Raw genomic sequence first — 25,085 nt, 5'->3', positions numbered from 1 at the left:
CGCACGGGTGACTACGAATGATTTCCATAGACTTGCATTCGTACTGGCTTCGCCGTTTCGTGCCTCTCGCCGCTTTGAGATTATATTAGAATTTCTGTTAGGAAGAATAGTAGACAGTATTGTAGTGAAATAGCAATAAATTGGACTAGGTAATCGTGACTCTCGATTGAGAGACGATATCCAAGTTTTCGGATAGAAGTGCAATTCAAACACCGTATTCCACGGTCTTCAGCTAGCCTATTCCATATTTGTCTACAGGAGCCGTGTTCCACTTTCGTGCTCCCTTTAATCATACGCAGACCCGGCGACGATCCGTTTCATCGTAATCATACGCAGACCCGGCGACGATCCGTTTCATCGACGATAATTCGTCGGCAGTTGATGATCTGACTGCCTCTTACCCAACGATATCTGATTCGACTCAATCGACTAGGTCAGCGGTTAAATCGATGATACCTGTCGGAACCTGATCGAAAACAGGTTTCAGACATCAAAATCTGAGTTGATCGGTCCTGCACCTAATGGCACGTCAGTCGACCGAAAGGTGAATTACTCTTGATGGTTTTGTACAATTCTATAGATTACAGATGGTACCAACATCATAACCCATACATATGAATGATACAGGAACGGAGTTGAAAGACAGATGATGTCGGAATACTGGGCGTTCGAAAGAGATCACACCTGTACATAATGAACGATTATCGTTGATTGAAGGAGGAATAGGAACATTTTATAAGTTCGAGTGATAAACCATACCATGGACCGCGACGAGTTCGCTCTGGCGGCGACAACAAATGATCTGACACGGGAGTCAGAAGCTCGAGGGACGGCAGATTTTATTGAATTTCGTATGGACAAGGCAGACGAGCCAATTGCTCAACTCGAGTCCTACGACGGGGAGCTCCCGATCATCGCGACCAACCGTTCACAATGGTTCGGCGGAAACGCGGTCGATCACGGTCGCCTCGACCGGTTGATGGAAGCCGCACGATGCGATGCCGTCAAAATGGTCGACATCGAGTTAGAAACCGCTCGCGGAAAAGAGTGGGTTGTCGACGAATTTCGCGAGACGGACATCGAACTAATCATCTCATTTCACGAATTCGAGGAAACGCCAGACCAGCCAACGCTTAATGCAATCATCGAAGAGTGTGCTCAGTACGGCGATATCGCAAAGGTTGCGACCTTCGCCAACGATCAAACTGATACGCTCCGAATGCTAGACGCGATCAATACGGCAACTACAAACGGAACAAAGATTGCCGGAATCTCGATGGGAGAAATTGGGAGTCACATTCGAGTTCTCGGTCCACTGTACGGTTCAAAACTTGGATACGCACCCCTCGAAACCGATACGAGCGAATACGCGCCAGGGCAAATTTCTCTTCAACGACTCAGATCACTAATCGAGGCGATCAAGCAGGGAGAAACGGAGACACAGATAATTGGCGGAGTAAAAGAAAGCGCCTCAGTATCGCAAGGGTTTAGCCAAACGGACTAATTCTGTAAACGACCAACTATTTTGAGTTCGATTGGTCGGTTCTGATTGTTTTTGTCGCAGTTTGATTAGTTATCGAATGTATCATCGACAGACCTAGCGGAAACGTCGACCGAAACGGCGAACACCGCACCGAGTAGCATGCCAAAGAGAACGTGCCCGACCATTGCTTCTGCAGCTAATGCAGGAAATTCTTCGATCGCCGCGGGACTGATAAGACCGAGTCGGGCCGGCGCCGCGAATACAGGGAGAATCGTCCAAATCAAAAGCCCATAGAAAAATCCAGCTCCGACGAACCTGATAGTGTCGGTAACTTCAGAGAGTACGTTGGTTTCGACGGATGCGAGTAACGTTCCGAGAACCATATCTCGAGTCACAATAAAAGCAAAAGCGAGACCCAGTATAGCACCGTGAACGAAGTGAATTACCCACCCGATCTCTCCACCGGGTTCGAAACCGTACAATCCGGGAATCGTAGCGTGAATGATTTCCGGGTTCATGAACCACATAAGAAGGCCGAACGCCGCTGTTCCGATTATCCCTCCAAGAATGCCACCGATTGGCCACCCGTATGTACCGCTAATTCCGTATCGTACAGCTTCTTTAGATTCATTTCCCATGGTGGAGGAATTAATACAGAGAGATTCATAAGGTCTTTGCAGTAATTAGCTTGCTTGAGTTTCAGACGCCTCGAGTCAATGCTACTAAACCAGATCGAAAGCGTCGCTGTCCGTCGAAATTGCAACCCATTTTTAGTCTGCTGATTATCAAGACGAGAAGGCGTCAGACACCACCGTGTCCGCTGTTATTGGGTAGCCACTTTCGAAGACGAACAGCGGACAATGTGGTGTCACTCGATTAAATGTAACAGCGGACATGGTGGTGTTCGAATAGCAATAGGTGAGGCGAATAACAGAGCAAGAGTTATACAATTAATCGATAGAATCGAATACGCCCACACCACCGTGTCCGCCGTTCCCGTGATTCGCTATCGATAGAACAGCGGACACGATGGTGTCCAAACCGAAAGACGAAACAATGTCAAGAGAGTCCATCCCTGATTATCGTGTTGTAGATATTTGTAGACCAACGATACAGCCAATACCCAGTAAACTCGATAGTGAATGTAAAGTTGTAGTGAATGTGAAGTTGATAGTGAATGTGAAGTCGATAGCGAATAGGGATTTCTTTGATCATACCGAATTAAGTAGTTCTCTTCCAGTGAGTGAACAATATAGATCGAAATCGGTGATGATCATCTCGGTGAAGATAGATCGGTAAAGCGTCAATGGATGCCAATTACTTTCTTCAGCAAGTGGTCACAGATACGACTGAGGAAACTCCGGATACGATTCCAGAAGAGATCACACCCTCACCCCACTTTGTCCGCTGTTCTACCGGCAGTGGATGGATGGCCAAAAGGAGGTGGGTAAGTTTCAGATGGAGAAGGGATGATCTATACCCACCAGCCCCTGTATTCAACAAACAAGGTCTACTACGGACTAGCTTATTGTGTTGTAGCATAAAACTTTCCATCTAAGAAGTCTCGTTTTCCCACCCCATCTCCTAATTCACATTACAGCGGACACAATGGAGGGGGTGTGTTTCCCCGTTCTTTATATGTGCTATAGAACAGCGGACACTCCGGACGCGGTGGTTTTATAACCATTCACGATAACGATTGTGCTAAGAACACGAATGGGTCTATTCGAACGCGACACAGAGATCTACAAAAACCGCGACGCGCTTCGCGAAGATTATCAACCTGAAGAGTTGGTCGGACGTGACGAAGAGATTCAGATGTACCAAGCATCACTCCAGCCGGTGATCAACGGCGAACAACCGAACAACGTTTTTCTCTACGGGAAAACCGGCGTTGGAAAAACGGCTGCGACGAGATACCTCCTTTCACACCTCGAGGAAGATGCGAGCCAGTACGACGACATCGATCTCAACCTGACGTTTCTCAACTGTGACGGCTTGACTTCGTCATATCAAATCGCAACGCGACTCGTCAACGAACTCCGCGAAGAAACGAATCAAATCAGTACAACCGGTTATCCACGAGCGACCGTGTACGAAATGTTGTGGGACGATCTCGATTCGCTCGGTGGGACCAATTTGATCGTTCTCGACGAAGTCGACCACGTCGAAGATGATTCTATTCTCTACCAGCTTCCTCGAGCACGTGCCAACAATAACCTTACCGAGGCAAAGATCGGTATCATCGGAATCTCGAATGACTTTTCGTTCCGAGACGATCTATCTCCGAAGGTGAAAAGTTCACTCTGTGAACAGGAAATCCATTTCCCAGCGTACGATGCGGGAGATCTCCAGAAAATTCTCGAACAGCGCGCACAAGTTGCGTTCCACGATGGCGTCATCGACGACGCGGTAATTCCTCTTTGTGCTGCGTACGGAGCAAAGGATGCCGGTGATGCTCGCCAGTCGATCGATCTCCTCATGAAAGCAGGGGATCTGGCTCGTGAAGAAGAGGTAACTCAGGAACAAGCAACCGAGATCATCATCACCGAAGAACACGTCGAGGCAGGTCGCCACGACTTGGAACGAGGTCGTATTGAGGAAGGAATTAACGGTCTGACCCAGCACGGACATCTCGTGTTGTACTCCCTTCTCACGTTACACCTTCAAGATGAAACGCCGATTCGATCGCGTGACGTCCGTCCACGGTACACGAACTTTGCACAGCGGGCGGGACGAGACCCTCTCGTTCCGCGCCGAATGCGAGATCACCTCTCGGAGCTCGCTATGCTCGGTCTGGTCTCCGTCACCGAGCGTAACGAAGGTCGAAGAGGTGGAACGTATCGGGAGTACACGCTCGATATGGATATCGAGCTGATTCTTTCAGCGCTCGATGACGTTCTCGAGGAGGTCGGTATTCACGATTCTGTGCAACAATATCTCGCTGACGGAAATTCGCCGAGCGGGGACACATCGTTGTTGGAATTTCAATGATTCGGCCGCTACGTAGTGATTAGGGTTCGCTGAATCCACTCTTTCTCCACTAATATTTCGACAGAACACCATTGTGTCCGGAGTAATTCATCGGTCAGTGCGTCGATTCCACGGTACGATTTGTCTCGGTGTCCCGTCTGTACTGACCTTCTCCATAACGTCTCCCCTGATATTCAGCATCGCTCCGACAGTTTATCTCTCGAAACCAAGGGGTTCTTCTCCGCACTGCCAAAGCAGTGCCGTTGCCCTGTGTTCTTTTTTCTCCGGTGACAAACACCGAGGAGCGAAATTGCAAACTCGAACAGCGGACACAATGGTGTGGAAAAAGATAATTTCAGACGATTTCAATCACGTGGTTGCTTTGTGTAACTATAATACAAATTTCATTCAGCTATCGAGTTGAGATAATTTGCTCCAAACATCACCCGAGAGTATCGAGAAATTCGAACCACAAACGGCGTGAAAACGGTTACCGACAGCCGTAATCGGTTGACATTCGTCTGTTCTTCTTCGAATACTTCATCGGGCGACGTTCGATAAAAGCGATACTGGTTGGCGAATAATGGGAGACTGATCGACGAATAATGGGAGAAGGAGTCGTTCTGTTTCGGTCGGCTAATAAATTCGGACGTTGAACAACTAGTAGTCGGATCGTCGAACGAGTGATACTGTTCGAGTTACGTACGCTGTCGATCACCGTCGTATTCGTCGAATTAGCGTTGGCAGCTAAGGGGTGATTGAAACTGATTCGACACACTTCGTATCACCACATACCGGCTCTCTCAGCACCTCGAGTGACTACTTTCACAGTACTCATGGCGCAGGTTCATACACTCCGGAAGCGTCCACTTAGTGAGGAGAACGTGATGATCACCCATCCCCAAACTGAGACTGCTGTAATGCGTAACTCCACTCGTGGTGTAATGCGTAACTCCACTCGTGGTGTAATGCGTTGGTCCACTCGTGATTCCCCACGATGCGACGGTAGTGAACTGGCGGTGAGTAAATGACCGAACCCGAATCGGGCGCAAGTCGCCCTGATATTTCGGAATCGCCAGCACCTGTAGAGGAGACCTCTGTGGAGCCGAGTCAGTCCCACCAGTCACCCACAGTGACTGAGACCGATCGGACTCGAGTTCGGTCGCTCGAGGAGGGTATCGATTCGACGGCGGAGAGCGAACGGTCCGCCGATAGCGGGGTTCTCGCGATCGAAACCAGCGGACTCGTTAAACACTTCGGCGAGACGAAAGCCGTCGACGGAATTGATCTTGCAGTTCCTGCGGGAGGTATCTACGGCCTTCTCGGACCGAACGGTGCGGGTAAAACGACTACGATTCGGATGCTTGCGACGCTGTTACAGCCTGACGAAGGAACGGCCCAGGTACTCGGAAAAGACGTCGTCCGCGATAGTGACGCGGTGCGATCCAGCGTGAGTCTGACCGGCCAGTTCGCGTCGGTTGACGAGGATCTCACCGGAAACGAGAACCTCCGCTTGCTGGCTCGGTTGTTGGGTTACTCGAGGTCACGAGCCAAGGATCGAACCGCTGAACTGATCGACGCTTTCGGACTAACCGATGCGGCGACGCGCCAGGTGAAGACGTACTCGGGCGGCATGCGACGCCGCCTCGACATCGCGGCGAGCATCGTCGTCACGCCGGATTTACTGTTCCTTGACGAACCGACGACCGGCCTCGATCCGCGAAACCGAAATCAGGTTTGGGACATCATCCGAGCGCTCGTCAACAACGGGACGACGGTCCTCCTGACCACGCAGTACCTCGACGAGGCCGATTATTTGGCGGATCGGATCGCCGTCATCGATGACGGAAAGATCATCGCCGAGGGCACTCCGAGCGAACTCAAATCTTCGATCGGCTCTGGAGTATTGAACGTCCGATTGCGCGATCCAGAACGCCGAGTTGATGCCGAACGGCTGCTAGCTGAGATACTCGAGGAACCCGTCGAACTCGAGTCCGATCCGGCGGCATTATCGGCGCGAATTTCTGACGCCGAAAACGCCGCGAACGCGTTCGCGGTACTCTCTCGATCCGGGATCGAGGTCACCGACTTCGCGCTCGGACAGCCGAGTCTCGACGAGGTCTTCCTCGCGCTCACCGATCGACCGGCTACCGACGAATCGAGTACGGGAGGTGATTCGCGGTGACGGTCTCGAGCGAGCCCGACGAGGCGGACGTCGAAATGCTACAGTCAGCGGTGGCGACCGGGGACCGACCGGAGAGTCCGAACGCCATCTCGTCGTCGCTCACGTTCGGTTGGCGGGCGTTGCTGAAGATCAAACACGTCCCGGAGCAGCTGTTCGACGTGACCGTCTTCCCGATCATGTTCCTGTTGATGTTCACGTACCTGTTCGGCGGGGCACTCGCTGGTTCGACGGGCGCGTACCTGCAGGATCTCCTGCCGGGTATCCTCGCGATGACGGTCGTGTTCATCACGATCTACACGGGGGTCACGCTGAACAACGACATCGACAAGGGCGTCTTCGATCGCTTCCGGACGTTACCGATCTGGCAGCCCTCGGTCATCGTCGGTGCGCTGCTCGGCGACGCGGTTAGGTACACGATCGCGTCGACGCTGGTGATAGTCCTTGGCCTGATACTCGGATTCCGGCCGGAAGGCGGGGTAGTCGGAGTGCTGTCGGCGGTGGCGCTCCTGTTAGTGTTTTCCTTTAGCCTGTCGTGGATCTGGACCGCACTCGGGTTCGTCATGCGCTCGCCCGAGTCGCTCATGGGCGTGAGCATGATGATCCTGTTTCCGCTCACGTTCGTCAGCAACGTGTTTGTCGACCCCGAAACGATGCCCGGATGGCTTGAGGCGTTCGTTGAGATCAACCCGGTTAGTCACCTCGTCACGGCGATGCGCGGGCTGATGCACGGAAGCGCCACGGCCGGTGAAATCGGCGTGGTGCTCGCGATGTCCGTCGCGCTCGTGGTCGTTTTCGGGCCGATTACCATGTACCTCTTCCGTACGTCGACCTAACGCAATCCTTGCCATATTTTCGTTGGTGAAGATTAGACGGTCCCGGAGCAAATTGACTGGCAGTCACTGGTGGACGTTTCTCGTATAGGATTCCATTGGAGTGTGCACCGCTCCTTATCGCGGATGGGGAGATATACACACTATTTGTTATCGGCATACACGAAAAACTTTTAATCCTCCTGATCGATTCTCTCACTAGAGTCCCTGTTATCATGTCACGAGATGTTTTTACCGAGGCCGAGTACGAGCGTCGAGTGAGTCGGACGAAAGCGCGGTTGCGCGAGGAGAACCTCGACGCCATCGTCGTCTCCGACCCGGCGAACATGAACTACCTGACGGGGTACGACGGCTGGTCGTTTTACGTCCATCAGGCCGTCATCGTCACGTCCGACCCCGACGACGAACCTGTCTGGGTCGGTCGCGAGATGGACGCTAACGGCGCGCGGGCGACGGCCTGGCTCTCCGAGCCGAGCATTCGCTCCTACAGCGACGACCACGTTCACTCGCCGTACGATCTGCATCCGATGGACTACGTCGCGGGTGTCCTCGAGGACCTGGATGTCGACAACGGCAATATTGGTCTCGAGATGGACGCCTCCTACTTCACCGCGAAATCCTACACGCGTCTGCAGGAGAACCTCCCGGAAGTCGAGTTCGAGGACCACACGCTGCTCGTCAACTGGGTTCGGGTCAAAAAATCCGAACAGGAACTCGAGTACATGCGCGAAGCCGCGAGAATTTCGGAGGCGGCCATGAAAGCAGGTCTCGAGACCATCGAAGAGGGCGTCCCGGAGTACGAAGCGGCGGCTGCGATCTCGGAAGCGCTGATCACTGGCACCGATACGTTCGGTGGGGATTACCCGTCTATCGTTCCGCTGATGCCGTCGGGGGACCACACCGGGACGCCGCATCTAACGTGGACGGACAGACCATTCGAACAGGGCGACCCGGTGATCATCGAACTCTCGGGCTGTCGCCACCGGTATCACTCCCCGCTGGCGCGGACGACGTTCGTCGGGGAGCCACCCGAGATCCTCGAGGACACCGCAGCGATCGTCGTCGAGGGCCTCGAGGCCGCGCTCGACGCCGCCGAGCCCGGCGTCACCTGCGAATCCGTCGAGAAGGCCTGGCGAGAAACCATCGCGAAGTACGACATCGAAAAGGAAGACCGGATCGGGTACTCGATGGGGCTGGGGTATCCGCCGGACTGGGGCGAGCACACGGCGAGCATTCGGCCGGGCGACGAAACGGTCCTCGAGGAGGACATGACCTTCCACATGATCCCCGGCATCTGGACGAACGAAGTCGGCGTCGAGATCAGCGAAACGTTTCACGTCACCGGCGACGGCGCGGAGACGCTCGCGGAGTTCCCGCGGGAGCTGTTCACGACGTAGGTTACGCCCGACTGTCTCGGCTCCAGAATCGTACCGCTCTTTAGCTTCTTCTAGGGCTGTTGCAGATATTCGAGAAGCATCTCGATCGCATCCTCGAGCGGCTCGGCACGAATCCGGCAGACGTAGTCGGTTACCAGATTGGGTTGAAGCGACGCAACAGCGTGTGGAACGATCGAACTATCGCTCGGTGCTTCACGATGCCGAAAGTCGGCATCGCTCAGTGGAACACGTCTCTGGTACCACGTTCGTGTTGTTAATCCCATTACGACGTATTGTTCCCCGTCGAACGGGTGTGTTTCATTATTAACGACTACCCAGGGTCTCGTCGCCTCGTCGGTTTCTTTGAAAGGGTCCGGCGCGAGGACAACGTGTCCCCGTTCGAGGCAGTCGGACGACGGCCGTGAATCGGTCACTCGTCGTCCTCGGCGCCGGAATTTTTCGCGGCGTCGAGCCACTCTTGACGGTCTTCTGCGCCCAACCGTTCGTCGAGAAACTGACTCGTCGACTGAAACACGAACGCATCACGAACCCGCTCGAGGTCGCCGATCGCCCAATACGGCTCCTTGTGCCGGACGAGTTCGCGCGATCGGAGCCGATTGAGAACCGGTTGAATCGAGTTCTCGTTGATGCCGGTTTCGTCGGCGATTTCGCTCGCCTTGAACGCTTGCTCTCGGTTCGTAACGAGAAACCGAACGACTCGTTCAGCGTTCGTTTCGTGGCGTTGTGGCGAATCAAACTGATCGAATTCGTCGATGCTGATTGGCATGGGGCGATCCTGTTAGTGACAGAAACGGCCGCGATACGTATAAATGTACTCTCGTATGGTCCGTATTCTGAATCGTGTATTATGTATCCATCTCCAGCCAGTACGGCCTCTCACCGCGGGGCCGGTTGCGACACCGCGTTTTCCAAATTATCGCCCGACTCGAGTGCGTCGACGTTGTGCGCGACGATGTCCGCCAGCCGATCCCAGTGTTTCGGCGTGTGACCGCCGGTGTGTGGGGTGAGCAGACAGTTCTCGAGGTCCCAGAGTTCGTGGTCGTTGGGCAACGGCTCGGGGTCGGTGACGTCGAGTGCAGCGCCGCGGATGCCGTTGAACTGGAGCGCGGAGACGAGGGCGTCGGTGTCGACGATGCCCCCGCGGGCGGCGTTGACGACCACCGCGTCCGGCGGCAGGGTCGCCAGCGCGTCCTCGTCGACGAGGTTGCGCGTCAGATCGTTCAGCGGACACGCAAGGACGACGTACTCGCTCCGTGAGAACGCCTCGTGGACGTCTTCTTCGTCGAAGCTGAGCACCTCGTCGGTCGGCCCGCCCTTCGAGGGCGTGTACCGGATACCGATCGTCTCGACGCCGAAGCCCTCGAGTCGCTGGACGATTTCTTGACCGATCGAGCCGAGGCCGACGACCGTGACGGTGCTGTCGGTGAACTCGTGAGACTGGAAGTGACGCCACTCGTTGTTCGCCTTGCGACGCCACCCTTCGTGGAGGTTTCGTGCGAAGACGAGCATGTTCCCGATCGCCTGTTCGGCGATACCGGGGGCGTGAATCCCGCCGGCGTTCGTCACGGCCACGCCGTGCTCGGCGAGCGCATCGACCGGTACGTGTTCGGTGCCGGCGAAGGTACACGCAAAGAGTTCGAGCCGATCGGCGCGCTCGAGGAGGCCTTCGTCGATCGTGATTCCGGTCACGACCCGCGCTTGCGGGACGAGCTCGCGCTCCGCTTCCGGCGTCCGTGCGAGTTCGACGGTGTGGTTCGTCAAGTGCTCGCGCAGTGTCTCGGCGTACGATTCCATCGACAGGCCTTCCGTCCCTTCGCGGAGGACGACGACGTCTGGGTTCGTGCTCATATCGATCTCTTTTGCGCCCGCATGACGCGTAAGCGAGGATTGTCACGAACGCTCTTATCCTTTATGTGTAACCGGCGTTAACGAGAATTGTGTATTATTAAGTTAGTGGGGCGCGTCAGCTAGTCTCATGAACGAACCGGTTCGGGATCGCCTCGTCACGCTCCGCCGAAGTCTCCACCGACATCCGGAACCAGCGTGGCGGGAGTTCTACACGACCGCGCAACTCGTCGAGGAGATCAGAACGATCGGCGTCGACGAACTCGCCGTCGGGCCGGACGCCTACGATTCGGGCGACCGAATGGCCGTTCCCGACGATGAGGAACTCGCGTCCTGGGATCGGCAGGCGCACGAACGTGGTGCCGACCCGGAACTGCTCGAGCGAATGGCCGGCGGAAACACGGGGGCCGTTGCGGTCCTCGAACGCGGCGACGGTCCCCGAATCGGTCTCCGCGTCGACATCGACGGCCTGTTCGTCGAGGAAGCTGCTGGCGACGACCACGTGCCGGACGCGGAGGGCTTCCGCTCGGAAATCGAAGGGACGATGCACGCCTGCGGGCACGACGTACACATGACTTGGGGGTTGGCCGTTCTCGAAGCCATCAAAGAGAGCGATTTCTCGGGTCGACTGGTGGTCTTTTTCCAGCCTGCGGAGGAGGTAAGCGGCGGCGGTTATCCGATGGCGAAGAGCCCCTTCGCCGACGATTTGGATTATCTGCTCGCGATCCACGTGGGTCTTGACCACCCGACGGGACAGGTCATCGCGGGCATCGAGAAACCGCTCGCGATGTGTCACGTCGATGTGACGATCGAAGGAACGTCCGCCCACGCGGGAAAGGCCCCGCAGGAGGGCGACAACGCGATGCAGGCCATGGGAACGGCAATCGAGAACACCTACGGCATTCCCCGACACAGCGGCGGGATGACCCGGGTAAACATCGGTCGTGCCGAGGCTGGAACCGCGAGCAACGTCATCGCCGAACGCGCCCACCTCGAGGCCGAAGCGCGGGGTGAAACGACGGAGCTGATGGAGTACGCGAAAGCCAAACTCGATCGGGTGATGCGGTCCGCAGCCACGATGCACGGCTGCCGGGCCGACGTGGACGTGATCAGCGAGTCGCCGCGGGCGGACAGCGATTCGGCGCTCGTCGACGTCATCGCGACCGTCGCGGGTTCCGTCGAGGGGATCGACGACGTCGTTCCCACCGCCGATTTCGGGGCGAGCGAGGACGCCACGTTTCTGATGGAACGCGTACAGGAAGACGGCGGTCTCGCGTCGTACCTGATCGTCGGTACCGATCATCCGACGAGCCACCACACGCCGACGTTCGACGTCGACGAGGCGAGCCTCGAGCACGGCGTTTCGGTGCTCGTCGAGACGATCCGAGAACTCGAACGCCGACATCCCGTCCCACGGTCGGACGAACGTCCCAGCCCGCGGTCGGCAGAACGTGCCGTCTCGCGGTCGGAGGAACGAGCCGCCCAGCATTCGGAGGGCGAGAGATGAACGAGGATCTCGTCACGCTCGAGGACGTCGAAGCCGCCGGAGAACGCATCGATGGCGTCGTCCACCGCACGCCGCTCGATACGTCTCGGACGTTCGCCGAGATGAGCGGTGCCGAATCGGTCGGGCTCAAACTCGAGAACACCCAGCGAACGGGTTCGTTCAAAATCCGCGGCGCGTACAACACGATGGCGCAGCTTTCTGATGTGGAACGCGACGCGGGAGTCATCGCCTCGAGTGCGGGCAACCACGCACAGGGGGTGGCGCTGGCTGGCGACGTGCTCGGTATCGACACCACGATCGTCGTTCCGGAGGTCACGCCCGCCGCGAAGATCGAGGCGACCCGCGGCTACGGTGCCGAGGTCATCGTGGCGGGAGAGATCTACGAACGATCCTACGAGCACGCGCTCGAGCGAGCCGAAGAAACGGGAGAGACGTTCGTTCACCCCTTCGACGACGAGGCGATCATCGCCGGCCAAGGGACGATCGGGCTCGAGTTGCGAGAACAGTATCCGGAACTCGACACCGCGCTCGTCGCGATCGGCGGCGGCGGTCTGATTTCCGGCATCGGAACCGTGCTGAAAGCCGCGGATCCGAATATCCGCGTCGTGGGCGTCCAGCCCGAGGGCGCTCTCCACGCGAAGCCGTCGCTCGAGAGCGATCGAATTCACGAACTCGAATCCGTCGATACCGTCGCCGAAGGCATCGCCGACACTCGGATGCTCGAGACGACCTTCGCGGTCGCCCGCAACGTCGTCGACGACGTGGTCGCCGTTAGCGACGACGAGATGGCCGTCGCCGTAACGCTGCTCGCCGAACGCGCCAAAACCGTCGTCGAGAGTGCCGGAGCCGCGCCGCTGGCCGCCGCGCTCTCGGATTCGAACGCCCTCGGCCTCGAGGGTCAACACGTTGGCGTCGTCGTTTCCGGCGGCAACGTGAATCTCACCGAGCACGCGGAACTGACCCGAACCGGATTGGGAAAACTCGAGCGCTATACCGAAGCTAGGCTGGCCGTCGACGGCTGGCCCGCAGCACTCGGCGAGGTGCTCGAGACGGTCGAGGACCTTGGAGCCGAACTCGACGTTTTCGAGCGCGCTCGTCGTCGCCCCGTCGATCGGCCAAATCGCGTTCCGGTAACGATCGGACTCGAAGGAAGCGGTCCCGAGCATCTGTCGGGCGTTCTCGAGGCGCTCGAGCAACTGGACGGAATTTCGGTGCTCGAGCCTCGATGAACCGTCCGCGGGCTGATTCGCTCCGAACGATCGAACTCTATTCCGAGGAGTCACCCGCCTCTGTACGGGAGAGCGAAAGAAGCGACTGTTGTCAGCCCGTTGTTTTGGGTTGAATTGGTGTCCTGCTCCTGACATACCGTGCACCGGTGGCTGAGAAATTCGGTCTCTTCCGATCGGGCAGGCTGGGGAACAAACCATCTCTCGTGGGAACATTTTTTCGTCATTCCCGTTGTAATGGGGACTACGATGAGCAAAACAGCTGAGGCCGACGATCGAGGCCGGATCGTTATTCCTCACGAGACCCGTGAGAAACACGGCGACCGATATCGTGTCGTCGAACGCGAAGACCGGGTCGAATTGATTCCGCTCAACGACGACCCGGTTGAAGGACTCCGCGATGCCGTCGGCGACGCGTTCGACGATAAATCGATCGCAGAGATTAAACGAGAGTCCCGCGAGGCCGCTCGAGAAGATGAGTTAGACAGGTTGTCTAAAAATCTGCGATGATCTACGCTGACACGGACCGCTTTATCAAACGATACGGGAGAATGCCTCGAAGTCGTTCGGAAATCTTCGATTCTCGAACCACTTGACCCCGAAGCGATTCATCGCCTAGTAACGGACGACGATTGGCTGCAGGATCGAGCGGCCCAGATCGCTCTCGAGAACGAGGGCCGAATCTATACCTCACGCGCAACGTTGCTCGAATTCTGATGATTTCCAACCGATTCGAGTTCGATCGGATGGAGGCGCTTACGTACGCACTCGAAATCGCGTCGGTTCCGGAGGACGAAGACGTTCTGTTCCAGGCGGCAGACTACATGGAGCAAGATGACCTTACTGCCTTTGATGCGTATAACGTCGCGTACGCGGATGAAAACGCCATCATCTCCTCGGACAAGTCCCTCGACCGTGTTACGGACGACCGTCTCCCGATAGAGGGACCCGAATAGCGAATCCGCACGCTATTGTTTTGTGAAAGCCCGTGGGATGCCCGGGGGATGCCTATGGGACGAGAGTGGTGGAGATGAAGGCTGAGTGGGGATGGGTGGAGTGGAGGGCAAGGTCTGTTGCCCACGGGTATTCGGATACTGGAGGCGATTGAGTATAAAAATTACAGCCGTTCCCCGCAAATTGGGAATGCGCTGGAGATCGCACCTACTGTCGTATTTGTGGGTTTCGCTTACTCATTGCAACCTTGCGTGCGAACTGGACACGATTCCAAGTAATCCGCGACGGTACACATCGCAAGACGTACACATCGCAAGAGACCGTTAGGCCGCTCTCGGACTCGTTCCGACCGAGTCGATCGCCTCGAGGAAAATCCCTACACCGAGCGCGATTTCGCGTTCGCTCGAGTCCAGCGGCGGGAGCAGTCGGATCGTCTTCTTGCCGCAGCCGAGCGTCAGCAACCCGCGCTCGAGCGACTCCTTCACCACAGCGTTCCGCCGATCGGCCGTATCGAATTCGACGGCGAGCATCAGCCCTTTGCCGCGCACGTCTTCGACGTAGTCCGGCGCGTCGTCACGAAGCAGTTCTTTGGCGTGCTCGCCGCGCGTTGTAGCGTTCGCGAGCAGGTCGTACTCCTCGATGGCCTCGAGGGTGAACGCGCCCATCATCGACCCGAGCAGGTCGCCGCCGCCGAACGTCGATCCGAGTCGGTTCTTCTCCTCGGGGAAAATCTCCGACCGCGAGATGGTCGCGCCGACGCGAAGCGCCTTCGCGCTAGCGATGACATCGGGTTCGATCGGATAGTGGTCCGAGGCCCAGATCTCGCCGGTCCGACCGACGCCGGACTGAATCTCGTCGACGACGAGCGGAATATCGTACTCGTCGGTGACATCCGCGACCTCGCGCATGAACTCCTCGCTCGGGAAGCGGTAGCCGCCGACGCCCTGAATCGGCTCGAGGGTAAGGAAGGCTATTTCGTCCGGGTTGATGTGACCTCCTTCGGGCGAAAGCGAGTTTCGGAGCCGGGAACCCGCTCCGGTAAAGAATCCGCAGTCGCACGTTTCCTCGCTACAACCGCGGTCGGCACAGAACGGCACCGTCTCGATCCCGCTAATTTCGGGGTAGTGTCGGGTGTAGACCTCCTTGGATTTCGTCAGCGAGAGCGTGCCGAGGGTTCGTCCGTGGAAACTCCCCTCGAACGCGACGCCGTACTTCGCAGGTGCGCGATAATCGTGCGTTATTTTCATCGAATTCTCCATCGCTTCCGCGCCGGAGTTCGAGAGGAAAACGGTGTCCATCCCGTACTGGCTCGAGACGTCGACCAGTTTCGCCATCAGGTGACTCGAGCCCGGAACGTCGGATTCGCCCGGGGTCGGCCCTGCTCCGAAGTACATGTCCTGGCCCGCGATTTTCATCGGCTCGACGAGGTCGAACTCGCGGAGTTTGCCGAGGATCTTTTCGTTGTTGTATCCGAGCGGCGCTGCGCCGATGTGACACGTAAAATCCAGCAGAACGTTTCCGTCGACATCCGTGACGAACGGGCCGTCGGCCTCGCGGGTGATATCCCAGACGAACTCGTGAGAGTACTCGCTCGGCGCCGCGTTGGCTCCGTGAAACTCGACCCACTCTCGAGCGTTCGGCCCGGGAAACGCGGCCACGTCGGGCTCCGCCGTGCTCCTATCCATACACAGAATATGTGTATGACATACATTAAAACTTGTTATAGGCAGTCTCACCGGTTCGGACGGCGGTCAAAGCGTTTCTCGAGGCTTCCGCTCGATTTTCGATTCGGTCTTTGTAACGGTGAAGTCGAATTCCGTTGCCCGCTAGTCGTCACCTGGATCGACGCTCGCCGGCGGATCGCTTTCCGGTTGCTCCTCACTTGGTCCGATCAATACGGTCTTTTCCTGAAGCAAGACTCGACCGTGATTTTCGCTGAAGTTCTTGATAAGCGAGAGCATGGCGAGGAAACAGACGAACGCGAACGGTGCGCCGGTGATGACGACGGCTTGCTGTAACGCATCAGCACCACCTTCGCCGCCGAGAATAATGAGAATCGCGGCAGTCAGTCCGAGAACGATCCCCCAGAAGACTCGGTTGATGCTCGAGGGGCTCGCCTTCCCGCCGGTCGTCATCATCGAGACGGCGAGCGTCGACGAGTCGGCGGACGTGATGAAGAACGTGGTTACGAGGACCATGAACGCGAGTATCAGGATCGAACCGACCGGCAACGTCAATTCGGCGATCCCCAGATTCACCGAGAACTGTAGTGCGTCGAACAGGATGAAGCCCGAGACTTCCGCACCGGCATCTCCCGCGAGAACCTCGCCGAAGTCGGCGATGCCGTTGTGTTGGGCCCACACGGCGGTTCCGCCGACGAAGGTGAACCACGGAATCGTCGCCGCCGACGTCGCGACGATTCCCGTAAACGCGACCTCGCGAACGGTTCGTCCCTTGGAGATGCGAGCGATGAACAGTCCTGCGAACGGAGACCACGAGAGCGCCCACGCCCAGTAGAAGACGGTCCAGGCTTCGACCCACCCCGTCCCTCCTTCGCCGGCACCGGTGTAGAGACTCATAGCCGTAAAGTCCGAGATCATCCCGCCGACGGCCTGAGAGCCGAGCAACAGGAGAAACATGGTCGGGCCTACGATGAACGTCGTTATCATGAGTCCGACGAACAGGATCATGTTGAAGTTCGACAGCCGACGGATTCCCTTGTCGATCCCGAGCACCATCGAGATCGTAAACAGGATCGTCATCGTCGTCACCACGAGGAGGACGCCGATATCGCCCAGATTGATCCCCCACTGGTAGTCCAGTCCGCTAACGAACTGGCTTCCGATAAACCCTAGCGAGGTCGCGACGCCGCCGATCGTCGCAAACACCGCGAGTATGTCGATGACTTTTGCCACCGGACCGTCGAGGTTGTCGGCGCCGATGATAGGCGTTAGTGCCGAGGAAACCCGGAGCGGGACGTTCTCGTAGTTGTACGCGAAGTAACCGATCGCGATTCCCATGATCGTAAAGACGGCTAATTGGGGCAACGCCCAGTGGAACAGGGTCTGTTGCACCGCGAGCGAAATCGCCTCGCTCGAGCCGCCGGTGGCCCCGAACAGCGGATTCGGATCGTCGTAGTAAAATAGCGCCTCTGTCGGCCCCCAGAACACGACGCCCGCGGCGAACCCGGCGGAGTACAACATCGCGAAAAACGAGAGGAAACTGTACTCCGGATCGCCGTCCCCGAACTTGATCTTCCCCCACGGCCCCACGATTAAGAAGAGCAAGAAGATGACGATCAAGAACACGATCACCAACAACGCCCAGCTCAGGTAGCTGAGCATCTCGTCGTGGACGACTTCGATTCCGGTCGAAACGGCATCTCGATTGACGAAGAATGCGGCGATCACGCCGACCGAAAGCAACGCCCCGAACACGAAGACGATCGGATCGAGTTCTTCGAAGAACCGGTCGACCATCCCCCCGTCGGCGTCACTCATCGGTACTCACCACCGATACCGTTGCGGAATGTGCCGGTTGCCGACACCACTCCTGACTCCACCTACCGAACACCATGCTTTGCGATGGCATACCGAACTTGTTGTTAGTATACGATATAAATATTTCCTTTTTGTAACTGGCATATACAGATTTTGTTTATGGAGAACGTCCAACTACGCGTCGTCAATCTCAGATTGAATTGACCGAACGTGTAGTGTTCGTCGAAACGCAACTCGAGTGGACGAGTATCTGGGAAAACGCGTTAGTTGTGTTCGAGAAACGAGGGGAGAATTCCATAGGTCCGCGTCGGTTCTCCACCCTGGGTACGTGAATTATTCCGGACGTGAATGATCGGCGTAAGAATGATCGGTGTAATCTCCATTCACACGTGGTGTCTCAAAGGGTAGGGGTAGGAGAGATCACGCGTCGAGTTCGACGCGAGGGTAATCTCTCTTGGAGACGGGTGTGATAACGTTCGGACTGTCAAAATTGACTGTGTCCGTACCCCCCGTCGTGTGAGTAATTCGACCGGTGCTAGTTAGCTATAGATTCGATAAAGAGCTCTTTTCCACCGTTCGTCTGTACTCAACTGTTCTTCATTTTCAAATTGTTCACCGAAAGTGCCGAGTCATCGGTACTGGCGCCGGACGGTACCCGGATCTAACACTGGCGGCTGACGACATGGAATATTCGGTGTTCATGAGTCTGGGCATCCTTTCGGCGACCGATTGCGGAACCCCGAAGTCGATTGTCCGATCGGAAAAACGCCCGACTCCTATCGCAACCTGTTCGGTTGACATGTTCTCGCTCCCTAAAATGACGGCAAAGAAATCGCGGATCCCAACTCAGTTCGTCAGTTCCTCGAGTTTCTGGTCGCGCGTTTCGGCGCTCTCGTTGACCTTTTTGGTGTACTCGTCGACGCGGTCTTTGATCTCCTCTCGAGTTTCGTCGGGCGAGAATTCGTCGGACATCGTCAGCAGCCGGACGAACGCCCGTAGTTCTTCGTCGGTGAGCTGGGCGAACTCCTCGTTCTCGAGCTTTTCGACGACTTCGTCGACGTTGATCTGACCGACGGGATCGACGTTGAACTCGACGTTGACCATGCGGTAGTTCGATCCGGCGAGTCGCTGTTCGGCCTTGCCGACTCCCTCCGAAAGCATGTCTTTAAACGGCGTGTGATAGCCCATCGTTCCGAGGTGCAAAAACGCGAGCATGTCCGTTATTCCCTGCGTGTAGGCGTCTCGTTCCTCGTCGTCGGGGTCGAAGACCGTGTTCCGGTCCCGTTCTTCCATGTATTCGAAGAGGATACTGAAATCGAGCACCGCGTTTCGAACCCGCCGCCGAATGCGATTTCGTTTTTGTTTCTTCGAGTGGTCGGTGTAGTCCGTCTTCCGGCCGAGCAAGAAGTCGCGATCCGATGGTGTGAGGATACCGCGAGGGCGATCCGCGTCCGCTGCCGTCCGAAGCGACTCCGGCATCTCGTCCTGACTCATACACTGAACACGGGTAGCCCGCGGATTAATGCTTCTGATCCGATACACGTGATGCCTGACGAACAGGTTCGGCGGAAACGGAGTGCAACGGGACTCGATATCGGGTTAACAGCACTGTTGTTCCCGGGAAAGGCGCTGTTGTGGCGACTCTCTCCGCTCGAGAGCTGGCAACTATCACAGGAAGTAACCAGCACCTCGTTCGATATCTGGTGTGAGAAGATAGAGAACCTACTGGCCTTGCTCCGAGCATTCGACGACGGCATCGGTCAGCACCGACACGCCGATCTCGAGGCTTTCGTCGTCGATGTCGAACGTCGGCGTCTGTTGATTCGTTGGTGAGTCCGTTCCGATGAGGACGTACGAGGCGAGTCCGCCGTTGTCCGTGACGTGCTCCATGAGGAAGGTCGCGTCCTCGCTCGCGCCGAACTCGGCGGTCGGCACGACCGAATCGACATCGTCGATCCTCCCCGCGACGGTGCCGACGAGATCCCGAAGCGCCGGATCGCTATCGACGCGGGGCGACTCGCTTATGACGCGCGGGGTCACGTCGCAGTCGTGCATCTCCGCGGCGGCGTAGAGCACCCGCTCGAGTTCTGTTCTGGTGTACTCCATCAGCGCCGTCGTCTCGCCGCGGACTTCGCCCTCTAGGGTGATCTCCTCGGCGATGACGTTGCTCGCGGTGCCGCCTTCGATCCGACCGAAGTTGATCCGGGTCATGCCGTTGCTGTGGCGCGGAATCGCGTAGGCGTTCTGGACGGCGCTCGCGACGGCTTGCATCGCGTTCGCCCCGTCGTTCGGCGCTTTGCCCGCGTGTGCGCTCGCCCCTTCGAAGGTCACGGTCAGATGTGCCATCGCCAGCGGTTTCTCGGCGCCCGCTACGATCGTTCCGGTCGGATGGTCGTGTCCGATGTGAACGGCGAAGAGACAGTCGACATCGTCGAGGTATCCGCTTTGTGCCATCGCTCGGCCTCCGCCGGAGATCTCTTCTGCCGGCTGGAAGAACACCTTGAACGTCCCAGAAAAGTCGCTTTCTTTCACCGCCTCGAGGGTCCCGAGTCCCATTGCGATGTGTCCGTCGTGGCCGCAGGCGTGCATGTACCCGTCGTGCTCGGACCGGAACCCCTCGTCCGCGGGTCGATGACCCGGCTCGTCGGACTCCTCGAGCGAGATGGCGTCCATATCGACGCGGAGCCCGACACAGGGTCCCTGCCCCTCAGCACCGTTCTCGTCACGCCGCCCACTCTCTTTTTCAACGTCGGAAGCGCCCTGTTCGATGACTGCGACCACACCCGTGTGCCCGCCCGCGGTTCGCTCGAGGATCTCTTCGCGAACGCCCGCCTCGCGTGCCCGCTCGAGCCAGGGCTCGATATCCTCGTCGTCGGGAACCGCCATCCGCGCTTCCGACGAGAGCGCGTCCCGCCCGACGGCGAGTTCGTCGACGCCGATTCGCTCGATCTCCTCGACGATCCTGGCGGTGGTCCGGAACTCGCGCCAGCCGGGCTCGGGGAAGCGATGAAACGCCCGGCGAAGCTCGGTGAGTTCGTGTCGTCTGTCGTGTTCCATCATAGTCCGCACAACGGAGGGGGGACACTTAATCGTAGTCAATAATCGGATATGATAGTATCACGATCGGTGTATAATTCGGTCAACTAGTTTGACGTTCGCTCGAAATATCGTCCGCAATTACGAAATCGTGGAGTCGGTGTTCGGCTGCTACTCGAGCGAAGCGATCGCGTCCAGTTCGACGCGAACGTCGTCGGGGAGCCGGGACGCTTCGATGCAGACCCTGGCGGGGGGAGTCTCACCGAACTTGGCACCGTAGGCGTCGTTGACTCGGTCGTAATCCTCGAGGTTCGTCAGGTAGACTGTCACCTTGACGACATCCTCGAGACCGCTCCCGCCGGCTTCCTCGACGACCGCGGCGATGTTGTCGAGGACCTGGTCGGTCTGTGCCGCGATATCGCCGTCGACGACCTCGTCCGTCGCCGGATCGACTGGCCCGTACCCGGAGACGTAGAGCGTCCCATCGTCGCGAATGCCCTGCGAGTAGGGGTTGTCGTTGCTCGGTGCGTCGTCGGTTTCGATGGGTTCGATGTCGGACATTCGTGCTTAGCTCGTGTGTTGGCAGTGTTCCGTTCGTGCTGGTCGTGTTCAGTTCGTGTTGATCGTGTTCAACTCGTGTTGGTCGTCTGTTCGATCGCCTCGATGACGACGTCGAGGGCCGTCTCCGCGAGGTCGTGCGTGAGCACGAGCGGCGGGAGGAAACGGAGCACGTTGCCGTGGCGACCGGCCGTCCAGACCAGCACGCCGCGCTCGAAACAGTACTGCTGGATGTCGTCGACGAGGTCGCCGTCCGGATTACCCGTTTCGTCGACGAACTCGGCACCGATGAACAGCCCGCGACCGCGGATATCTGCGAGACGGTCGCTTCCGTCTGCGGCTTCCTGGAGCCTACCCTGAATGTACCCGCCGAGTTCGCGGGCGTGCGAGAGGAGTTCGTGTTCCTGAATGTACTCGATCGCGCGGGTCCCGGCTCGCATGCCGACGACGTGACCGCGATAGGTGCCGGCGTGGTCGCCCGGCCCCCACGTATCGAGATCTTCGTGGTACATCGTCGCCGAGAGAGGAAAGCCCGCGCCGCCGAGGGCTTTCGCCGAGGTCATCGCGTCCGGCGTGACTCCCTCCCAGTCGCTCGCCCACCACTCGCCGGTGCGGCCGAGCCCGCTCTGGATCTCGTCGAACACGAGGATGATGTCGTTATCGTCCGCGATATCGCGCAATCCCTGCAGGAACCCCTCCGGCGGCGTCACGATGCCTCCTTCTCCCTGAATCGGCTCGACCACGATGCCGGCAGGGTTGGCCAGGCCGCCGTACGGATCCTCGACGATGGCCTGGACCTCCTCGAGGGCGTGATCGACGGCTTCTTGTGGCGCTTTGTCCTGCCGGAACGGGTCCGGATACGGCGCGTGGACGACGTCCGAGAGCAGCGGCGTGTAGTGTTCTTTGAAGCTCTTGTTCGACGTCAGACTCATCGCGCCCGTCGTCGCGCCGTGGTAGGCTCCGCGGAACGCGATGAGGCCGTCACCGCCGGTGTTGTACTTCGCGAGTTTGATCGAGGCCTCGATTGCGTCGCTGCCCGTCGGGCCCCCGAACACGACGCGGTTGTTCCCTGCCAATCCCTCGGGTGCGATCTCGTCGAGTTTTTCGATCAACTCGAGGCGAGCCTCGGTCGGGAAGTCGACCGTGTGCACGAACTTGTCCGCTTGCTCGTGGACGGCCTCGAGAACGTAGGGATTCGAGTGGCCGACGTTGAGTACACCGATTCCGGCGAACATGTCGATGTAGGTGTTGCCGTCCGCGTCCCGTACCGTCGCGCCCTTTCCCTCCTCGAACGCGATGGGAATGTCGTTCGGGTAGGCGACGGCGCTGCTGTCTATCTCCTGTTGTTTCTCGAGTAACTGTCGGGTGTTCGGTCCGGGAACGGAACCGACGTTCGGTGCGTTTTCGAAGTGGATCTCCTCGATGGGCGGTCCAGCGGTCATATATGGTACCAGGTGAATCAATTATAAAAAACTGTCTACGATAACCATATCGACCATATACAGATATTGAATATCGGAGAGTGGCAGTGGATAGTGGCCACTCTCGGAAATCAACTGGACAAACGCACTCTCGCGTGGTCGCCGGATTGACTGACCCGTATTCAACCGAGAGCCAACTGCCGTATTCAACCGATATTCGAGACGGATTTCCCGTACCCATTGGGGGCGGCTAGTCGACCTGGCGACCCCCTCGAGTGATGGCAGTCGGTCGGATTATATGGCTCTCGAGGTGCAAGTACGCGCATGGCCGCTCTCGAGGACCGCTCGACGGTTGAATCGCCACGACCGATCCGTCGCTGTCTGCTCGCCGGCGCTTGTCTGCTCGGAGTGCTCGCGGCGGCGAACGAGCTTCGTTCTCGGTTCCGAGCAAAATCCGAATTCACGGCGCCGTTCGTAACCGTTTAATCGAGTTACACTAATAATGGATTAGCCAGCAAACGACTGCACTACGCTTTTAGACGTACATAGTGAGCGGGTTGGTATGCGTACTCGGAGCGGAGTAGTCGGTCGATCGCCGGCGATCCGAATCAGTAGCTCGAGAGACTCTCGGCCGGAGGAGGTACTCGAGACTGCACGCGAGACGGCCGAAACGACCGATGTCGTGGAGGTCGGCCCGGTCGGAGTTCCCCGATTCGAACCGCTCGTACTGGCAACCCGCGAGGGAACGACGGCGTTTCACATCGCCACCGAACGAAACGACGTTCAGCCGCTCGTCGAAACGCTCGAGGAGGGGGACACCCCGACCGACGGCGCTCACGCCGTCGTCTCTCACGACTCCGAGACGACGAGCCTTCCGCTTCCCGAGGAGGGGCCACTGGCGGTCGGGGATCGTACGGTCCTCGCTCGATGTGGCTGGGTCGTCCCCGTGAGCGTCGCCGATTACGAACCCGGTGCCGGAATTGTCTCCGACAGCACCGAGCCCGACGACGCGCTCGAGCGAATCACCGAGCTCGGTCTCCGCGGACGGGGACGCGGCGACGGAAGTACAGACGAGCCGGTCGCGGACGCGTGGTCGACGGTTCGAGAGGCGTCAGGCGAGCCGGTCGTCGTCGTCAACGCGAACGAGGCGGACGAAAGCGCTCGACTGGACTCGCTCTTGTTGGAAGGCGTGCCGATCGACGTCTTGGATGGTGCCCGCCTCGTCGCGTCGATTCTCGACACGCCCGACATCGTCGTCTATCTCAACGAAGCGGACACGCTCGCACGCCAACGCGTCGAACAGGCGGCGGGGGCGATGAACGACGCCGTCGACGAGGTGAACGTACAGGTCGCGACGGGCCCCGACGAGTACACGGCTGGCGAGATGACGATGGCGCTCGAATCGCTCGAAGGCAGCGACCGGCTCGAGGCGCGCCGTCGCCCTCCGGGCCCCGCGGAGCACGGCCTGTTCGGTCGACCGACGGCGATCCATACGGCTCGGACGCTCGCACAGGTTCGGGCGCTCGTCGCGACGGACGAACCGCACAACGCCGACGAAATCGATCCCGGAACGCGGCTCTTTACGGTCGCCGGCGACGTCGAATCACCGGCTACCGTCGAGCTTCCGACCGACGGCTCGCTCGAAACCGCGTTCGAGGCAGTCGTCGGCGACGGGCAGTTCAAAGCCGCCTGCGTCGGCGGCGTCTTCGGCGGGATCACTCGAGACCTTCGCGTCGCGCCGAGTGCGGGATCGCTTCGCTCGTCGAATCTGGGAACGAACGGAATCGTCGAGCGACTCAATCACGACCGATGTCTGGTCGCGGTCGCCGGGAAGCGTGCGAAGTTCGCTCGCGAAGGAAACTGCGGGCGTTGCGTGCCCGGTCGCGAAGGGACCAAGCAGCTCGTCGAACTTCTCCGGGAGATCTACGAGGGCGACTACGACCGGGGCATGATCGAAGAACTCGCTCGAGTGATGCGACGGTCGTCGATCTGTGACTTCGGTCGCACCGCTTCGCGTCCGGTGACGACCGCGATCGCTCACTTCGATAGCGAGTTTACCGCCCACACGGAGGGGTACTGTCCGGCCGGCTTCTGCGAGGAACGCGCGGAGACCGAGCGTCGAACCGAACCGCGACGACCCGAATCGACGAACCCATGATGACCACCGATC

The 25,085-nt window shown here is 58.2% G+C and carries 20 protein-coding genes and 1 pseudogene; 11 read left to right on the top strand and 10 right to left on the bottom strand.

Annotation, left to right across the window (positions count from 1 at the left end; translation table 11 throughout):
• Positions 1-853 precede the first annotated feature (853 nt).
• On the top strand, positions 854-1,504 hold the full coding sequence (locus ACZ5C7_RS00675; RefSeq protein ID WP_464374472.1) for a type I 3-dehydroquinate dehydratase: 651 nt from the start codon (positions 854-856) through the stop codon (positions 1,502-1,504).
• 65 nt (positions 1,505-1,569) lie between these two features.
• Here ACZ5C7_RS00675 and ACZ5C7_RS00670 read toward each other — a convergent pair whose 3' ends face one another.
• Positions 1,570-2,121, bottom strand: coding sequence for a hypothetical protein (locus tag ACZ5C7_RS00670; protein WP_464374471.1), 552 nt, complete (start codon positions 2,119-2,121; stop codon positions 1,570-1,572).
• 1,078 nt (positions 2,122-3,199) lie between these two features.
• Here ACZ5C7_RS00670 and ACZ5C7_RS00665 point away from each other — a divergent pair.
• The 4 genes from ACZ5C7_RS00665 (at position 3,200) to ACZ5C7_RS00650 (ending at position 8,868) form a co-directional block, all read left to right on the top strand.
• Positions 3,200-4,477 carry an orc1/cdc6 family replication initiation protein gene (locus tag ACZ5C7_RS00665; RefSeq protein ID WP_464374470.1) on the top strand — a complete coding sequence of 426 codons (1,278 nt, stop codon included), beginning with the start codon at positions 3,200-3,202 and terminating at the stop codon, positions 4,475-4,477.
• A 1,111-nt stretch (positions 4,478-5,588) separates the two neighbouring features.
• A complete protein-coding gene (locus ACZ5C7_RS00660; RefSeq protein WP_464374469.1) occupies positions 5,589-6,641 on the top strand; it encodes an ATP-binding cassette domain-containing protein in 1,053 nt (350 codons plus the stop codon).
• A 35-nt stretch (positions 6,642-6,676) separates the two neighbouring features.
• On the top strand, positions 6,677-7,474 hold the full coding sequence (locus ACZ5C7_RS00655; RefSeq protein WP_464374773.1) for an ABC transporter permease: 798 nt from the start codon (positions 6,677-6,679) through the stop codon (positions 7,472-7,474).
• A gap of 212 nt (positions 7,475-7,686) precedes the next feature.
• Positions 7,687-8,868: a M24 family metallopeptidase gene (locus ACZ5C7_RS00650; RefSeq protein WP_464374468.1), complete on the top strand. Its 1,182-nt coding sequence runs from the start codon at positions 7,687-7,689 to the stop codon at positions 8,866-8,868.
• A 50-nt stretch (positions 8,869-8,918) separates the two neighbouring features.
• On the opposite strand, the gene ACZ5C7_RS00645 is transcribed toward ACZ5C7_RS00650, so the two are convergent.
• The 3 genes from ACZ5C7_RS00645 to ACZ5C7_RS00635 form a co-directional block, all read right to left on the bottom strand.
• Positions 8,919-9,281, bottom strand: coding sequence for a type II toxin-antitoxin system PemK/MazF family toxin (locus tag ACZ5C7_RS00645; RefSeq protein WP_464374467.1), 363 nt, complete (start codon positions 9,279-9,281; stop codon positions 8,919-8,921).
• Positions 9,278-9,634 carry a TrmB family transcriptional regulator gene (locus ACZ5C7_RS00640; protein WP_464374466.1) on the bottom strand — a complete coding sequence of 119 codons (357 nt, stop codon included), beginning with the start codon at positions 9,632-9,634 and terminating at the stop codon, positions 9,278-9,280. Before ACZ5C7_RS00640 ends, ACZ5C7_RS00645 begins: the two co-directional genes overlap by 4 nt.
• A 110-nt stretch (positions 9,635-9,744) precedes the next feature.
• Positions 9,745-10,716, bottom strand: a complete 972-nt coding sequence (locus tag ACZ5C7_RS00635; protein WP_464374465.1) for an NAD(P)-dependent oxidoreductase — start codon at positions 10,714-10,716, stop codon at positions 9,745-9,747.
• Between the two features lie 127 nt (positions 10,717-10,843).
• Here ACZ5C7_RS00635 and ACZ5C7_RS00630 point away from each other — a divergent pair, with 127 nt between their 5' ends.
• The 4 genes and pseudogenes from ACZ5C7_RS00630 (at position 10,844) to ACZ5C7_RS00615 (ending at position 14,402) form a co-directional block, all read left to right on the top strand.
• Positions 10,844-12,220, top strand: coding sequence for an amidohydrolase (locus tag ACZ5C7_RS00630; protein WP_464374464.1), 1,377 nt, complete (start codon positions 10,844-10,846; stop codon positions 12,218-12,220).
• On the top strand, positions 12,217-13,449 hold the full coding sequence (gene ilvA, locus ACZ5C7_RS00625; RefSeq protein ID WP_464374463.1) for a threonine ammonia-lyase: 1,233 nt from the start codon (positions 12,217-12,219) through the stop codon (positions 13,447-13,449). Before ACZ5C7_RS00630 ends, ilvA begins: the two co-directional genes overlap by 4 nt.
• A gap of 246 nt (positions 13,450-13,695) precedes the next feature.
• Positions 13,696-13,956: an AbrB/MazE/SpoVT family DNA-binding domain-containing protein gene (locus ACZ5C7_RS00620; RefSeq protein WP_464374462.1), complete on the top strand. Its 261-nt coding sequence runs from the start codon at positions 13,696-13,698 to the stop codon at positions 13,954-13,956.
• A gap of 96 nt (positions 13,957-14,052) precedes the next feature.
• Positions 14,053-14,402: pseudogene (locus ACZ5C7_RS00615) on the top strand (PIN domain-containing protein).
• Between the two features lie 321 nt (positions 14,403-14,723).
• Here the strand turns inward: ACZ5C7_RS00615 and ACZ5C7_RS00610 are convergent.
• The 6 genes from ACZ5C7_RS00610 to ACZ5C7_RS00585 form a co-directional block, all read right to left on the bottom strand.
• Positions 14,724-16,085 (bottom strand): aminotransferase class III-fold pyridoxal phosphate-dependent enzyme, encoded by a 1,362-nt coding sequence (locus tag ACZ5C7_RS00610; RefSeq protein WP_464374461.1) that lies wholly within the window; start codon positions 16,083-16,085, stop codon positions 14,724-14,726.
• Between the two features lie 141 nt (positions 16,086-16,226).
• Positions 16,227-17,900 (bottom strand): BCCT family transporter, encoded by a 1,674-nt coding sequence (locus ACZ5C7_RS00605; RefSeq protein WP_464374460.1) that lies wholly within the window; start codon positions 17,898-17,900, stop codon positions 16,227-16,229.
• A gap of 846 nt (positions 17,901-18,746) precedes the next feature.
• A complete protein-coding gene (locus ACZ5C7_RS00600; protein ID WP_464374459.1) occupies positions 18,747-19,394 on the bottom strand; it encodes a hypothetical protein in 648 nt (215 codons plus the stop codon).
• 228 nt (positions 19,395-19,622) lie between these two features.
• The gene (locus ACZ5C7_RS00595; protein ID WP_464374772.1) at positions 19,623-20,957 is read right to left on the bottom strand and encodes an amidohydrolase; all 1,335 of its coding nucleotides are present in this window, start codon (positions 20,955-20,957) and stop codon (positions 19,623-19,625) included.
• A 150-nt stretch (positions 20,958-21,107) separates the two neighbouring features.
• Positions 21,108-21,497 carry a Rid family detoxifying hydrolase gene (locus tag ACZ5C7_RS00590; protein WP_464374458.1) on the bottom strand — a complete coding sequence of 130 codons (390 nt, stop codon included), beginning with the start codon at positions 21,495-21,497 and terminating at the stop codon, positions 21,108-21,110.
• 68 nt (positions 21,498-21,565) lie between these two features.
• Positions 21,566-22,936 (bottom strand): aspartate aminotransferase family protein, encoded by a 1,371-nt coding sequence (locus tag ACZ5C7_RS00585; RefSeq protein WP_464374457.1) that lies wholly within the window; start codon positions 22,934-22,936, stop codon positions 21,566-21,568.
• Positions 22,937-23,239: 303 nt separating this feature from the next.
• Between ACZ5C7_RS00585 and ACZ5C7_RS00580 the strand changes: the two genes are divergently transcribed.
• Positions 23,240-23,401, top strand: a complete 162-nt coding sequence (locus tag ACZ5C7_RS00580; protein WP_464374456.1) for a hypothetical protein — start codon at positions 23,240-23,242, stop codon at positions 23,399-23,401.
• Between the two features lie 76 nt (positions 23,402-23,477).
• A complete protein-coding gene (locus tag ACZ5C7_RS00575; protein ID WP_464374455.1) occupies positions 23,478-25,073 on the top strand; it encodes an NADH-ubiquinone oxidoreductase-F iron-sulfur binding region domain-containing protein in 1,596 nt (531 codons plus the stop codon).
• Positions 25,074-25,085 lie beyond the last annotated feature (12 nt).

The sequence above is a fragment of the Halostagnicola alkaliphila genome, assembly GCF_055379965.1.
The sequence above is the reverse complement of the archived record's forward strand: the minus strand, read 5'-3'. Positions and strand labels throughout refer to the sequence as shown.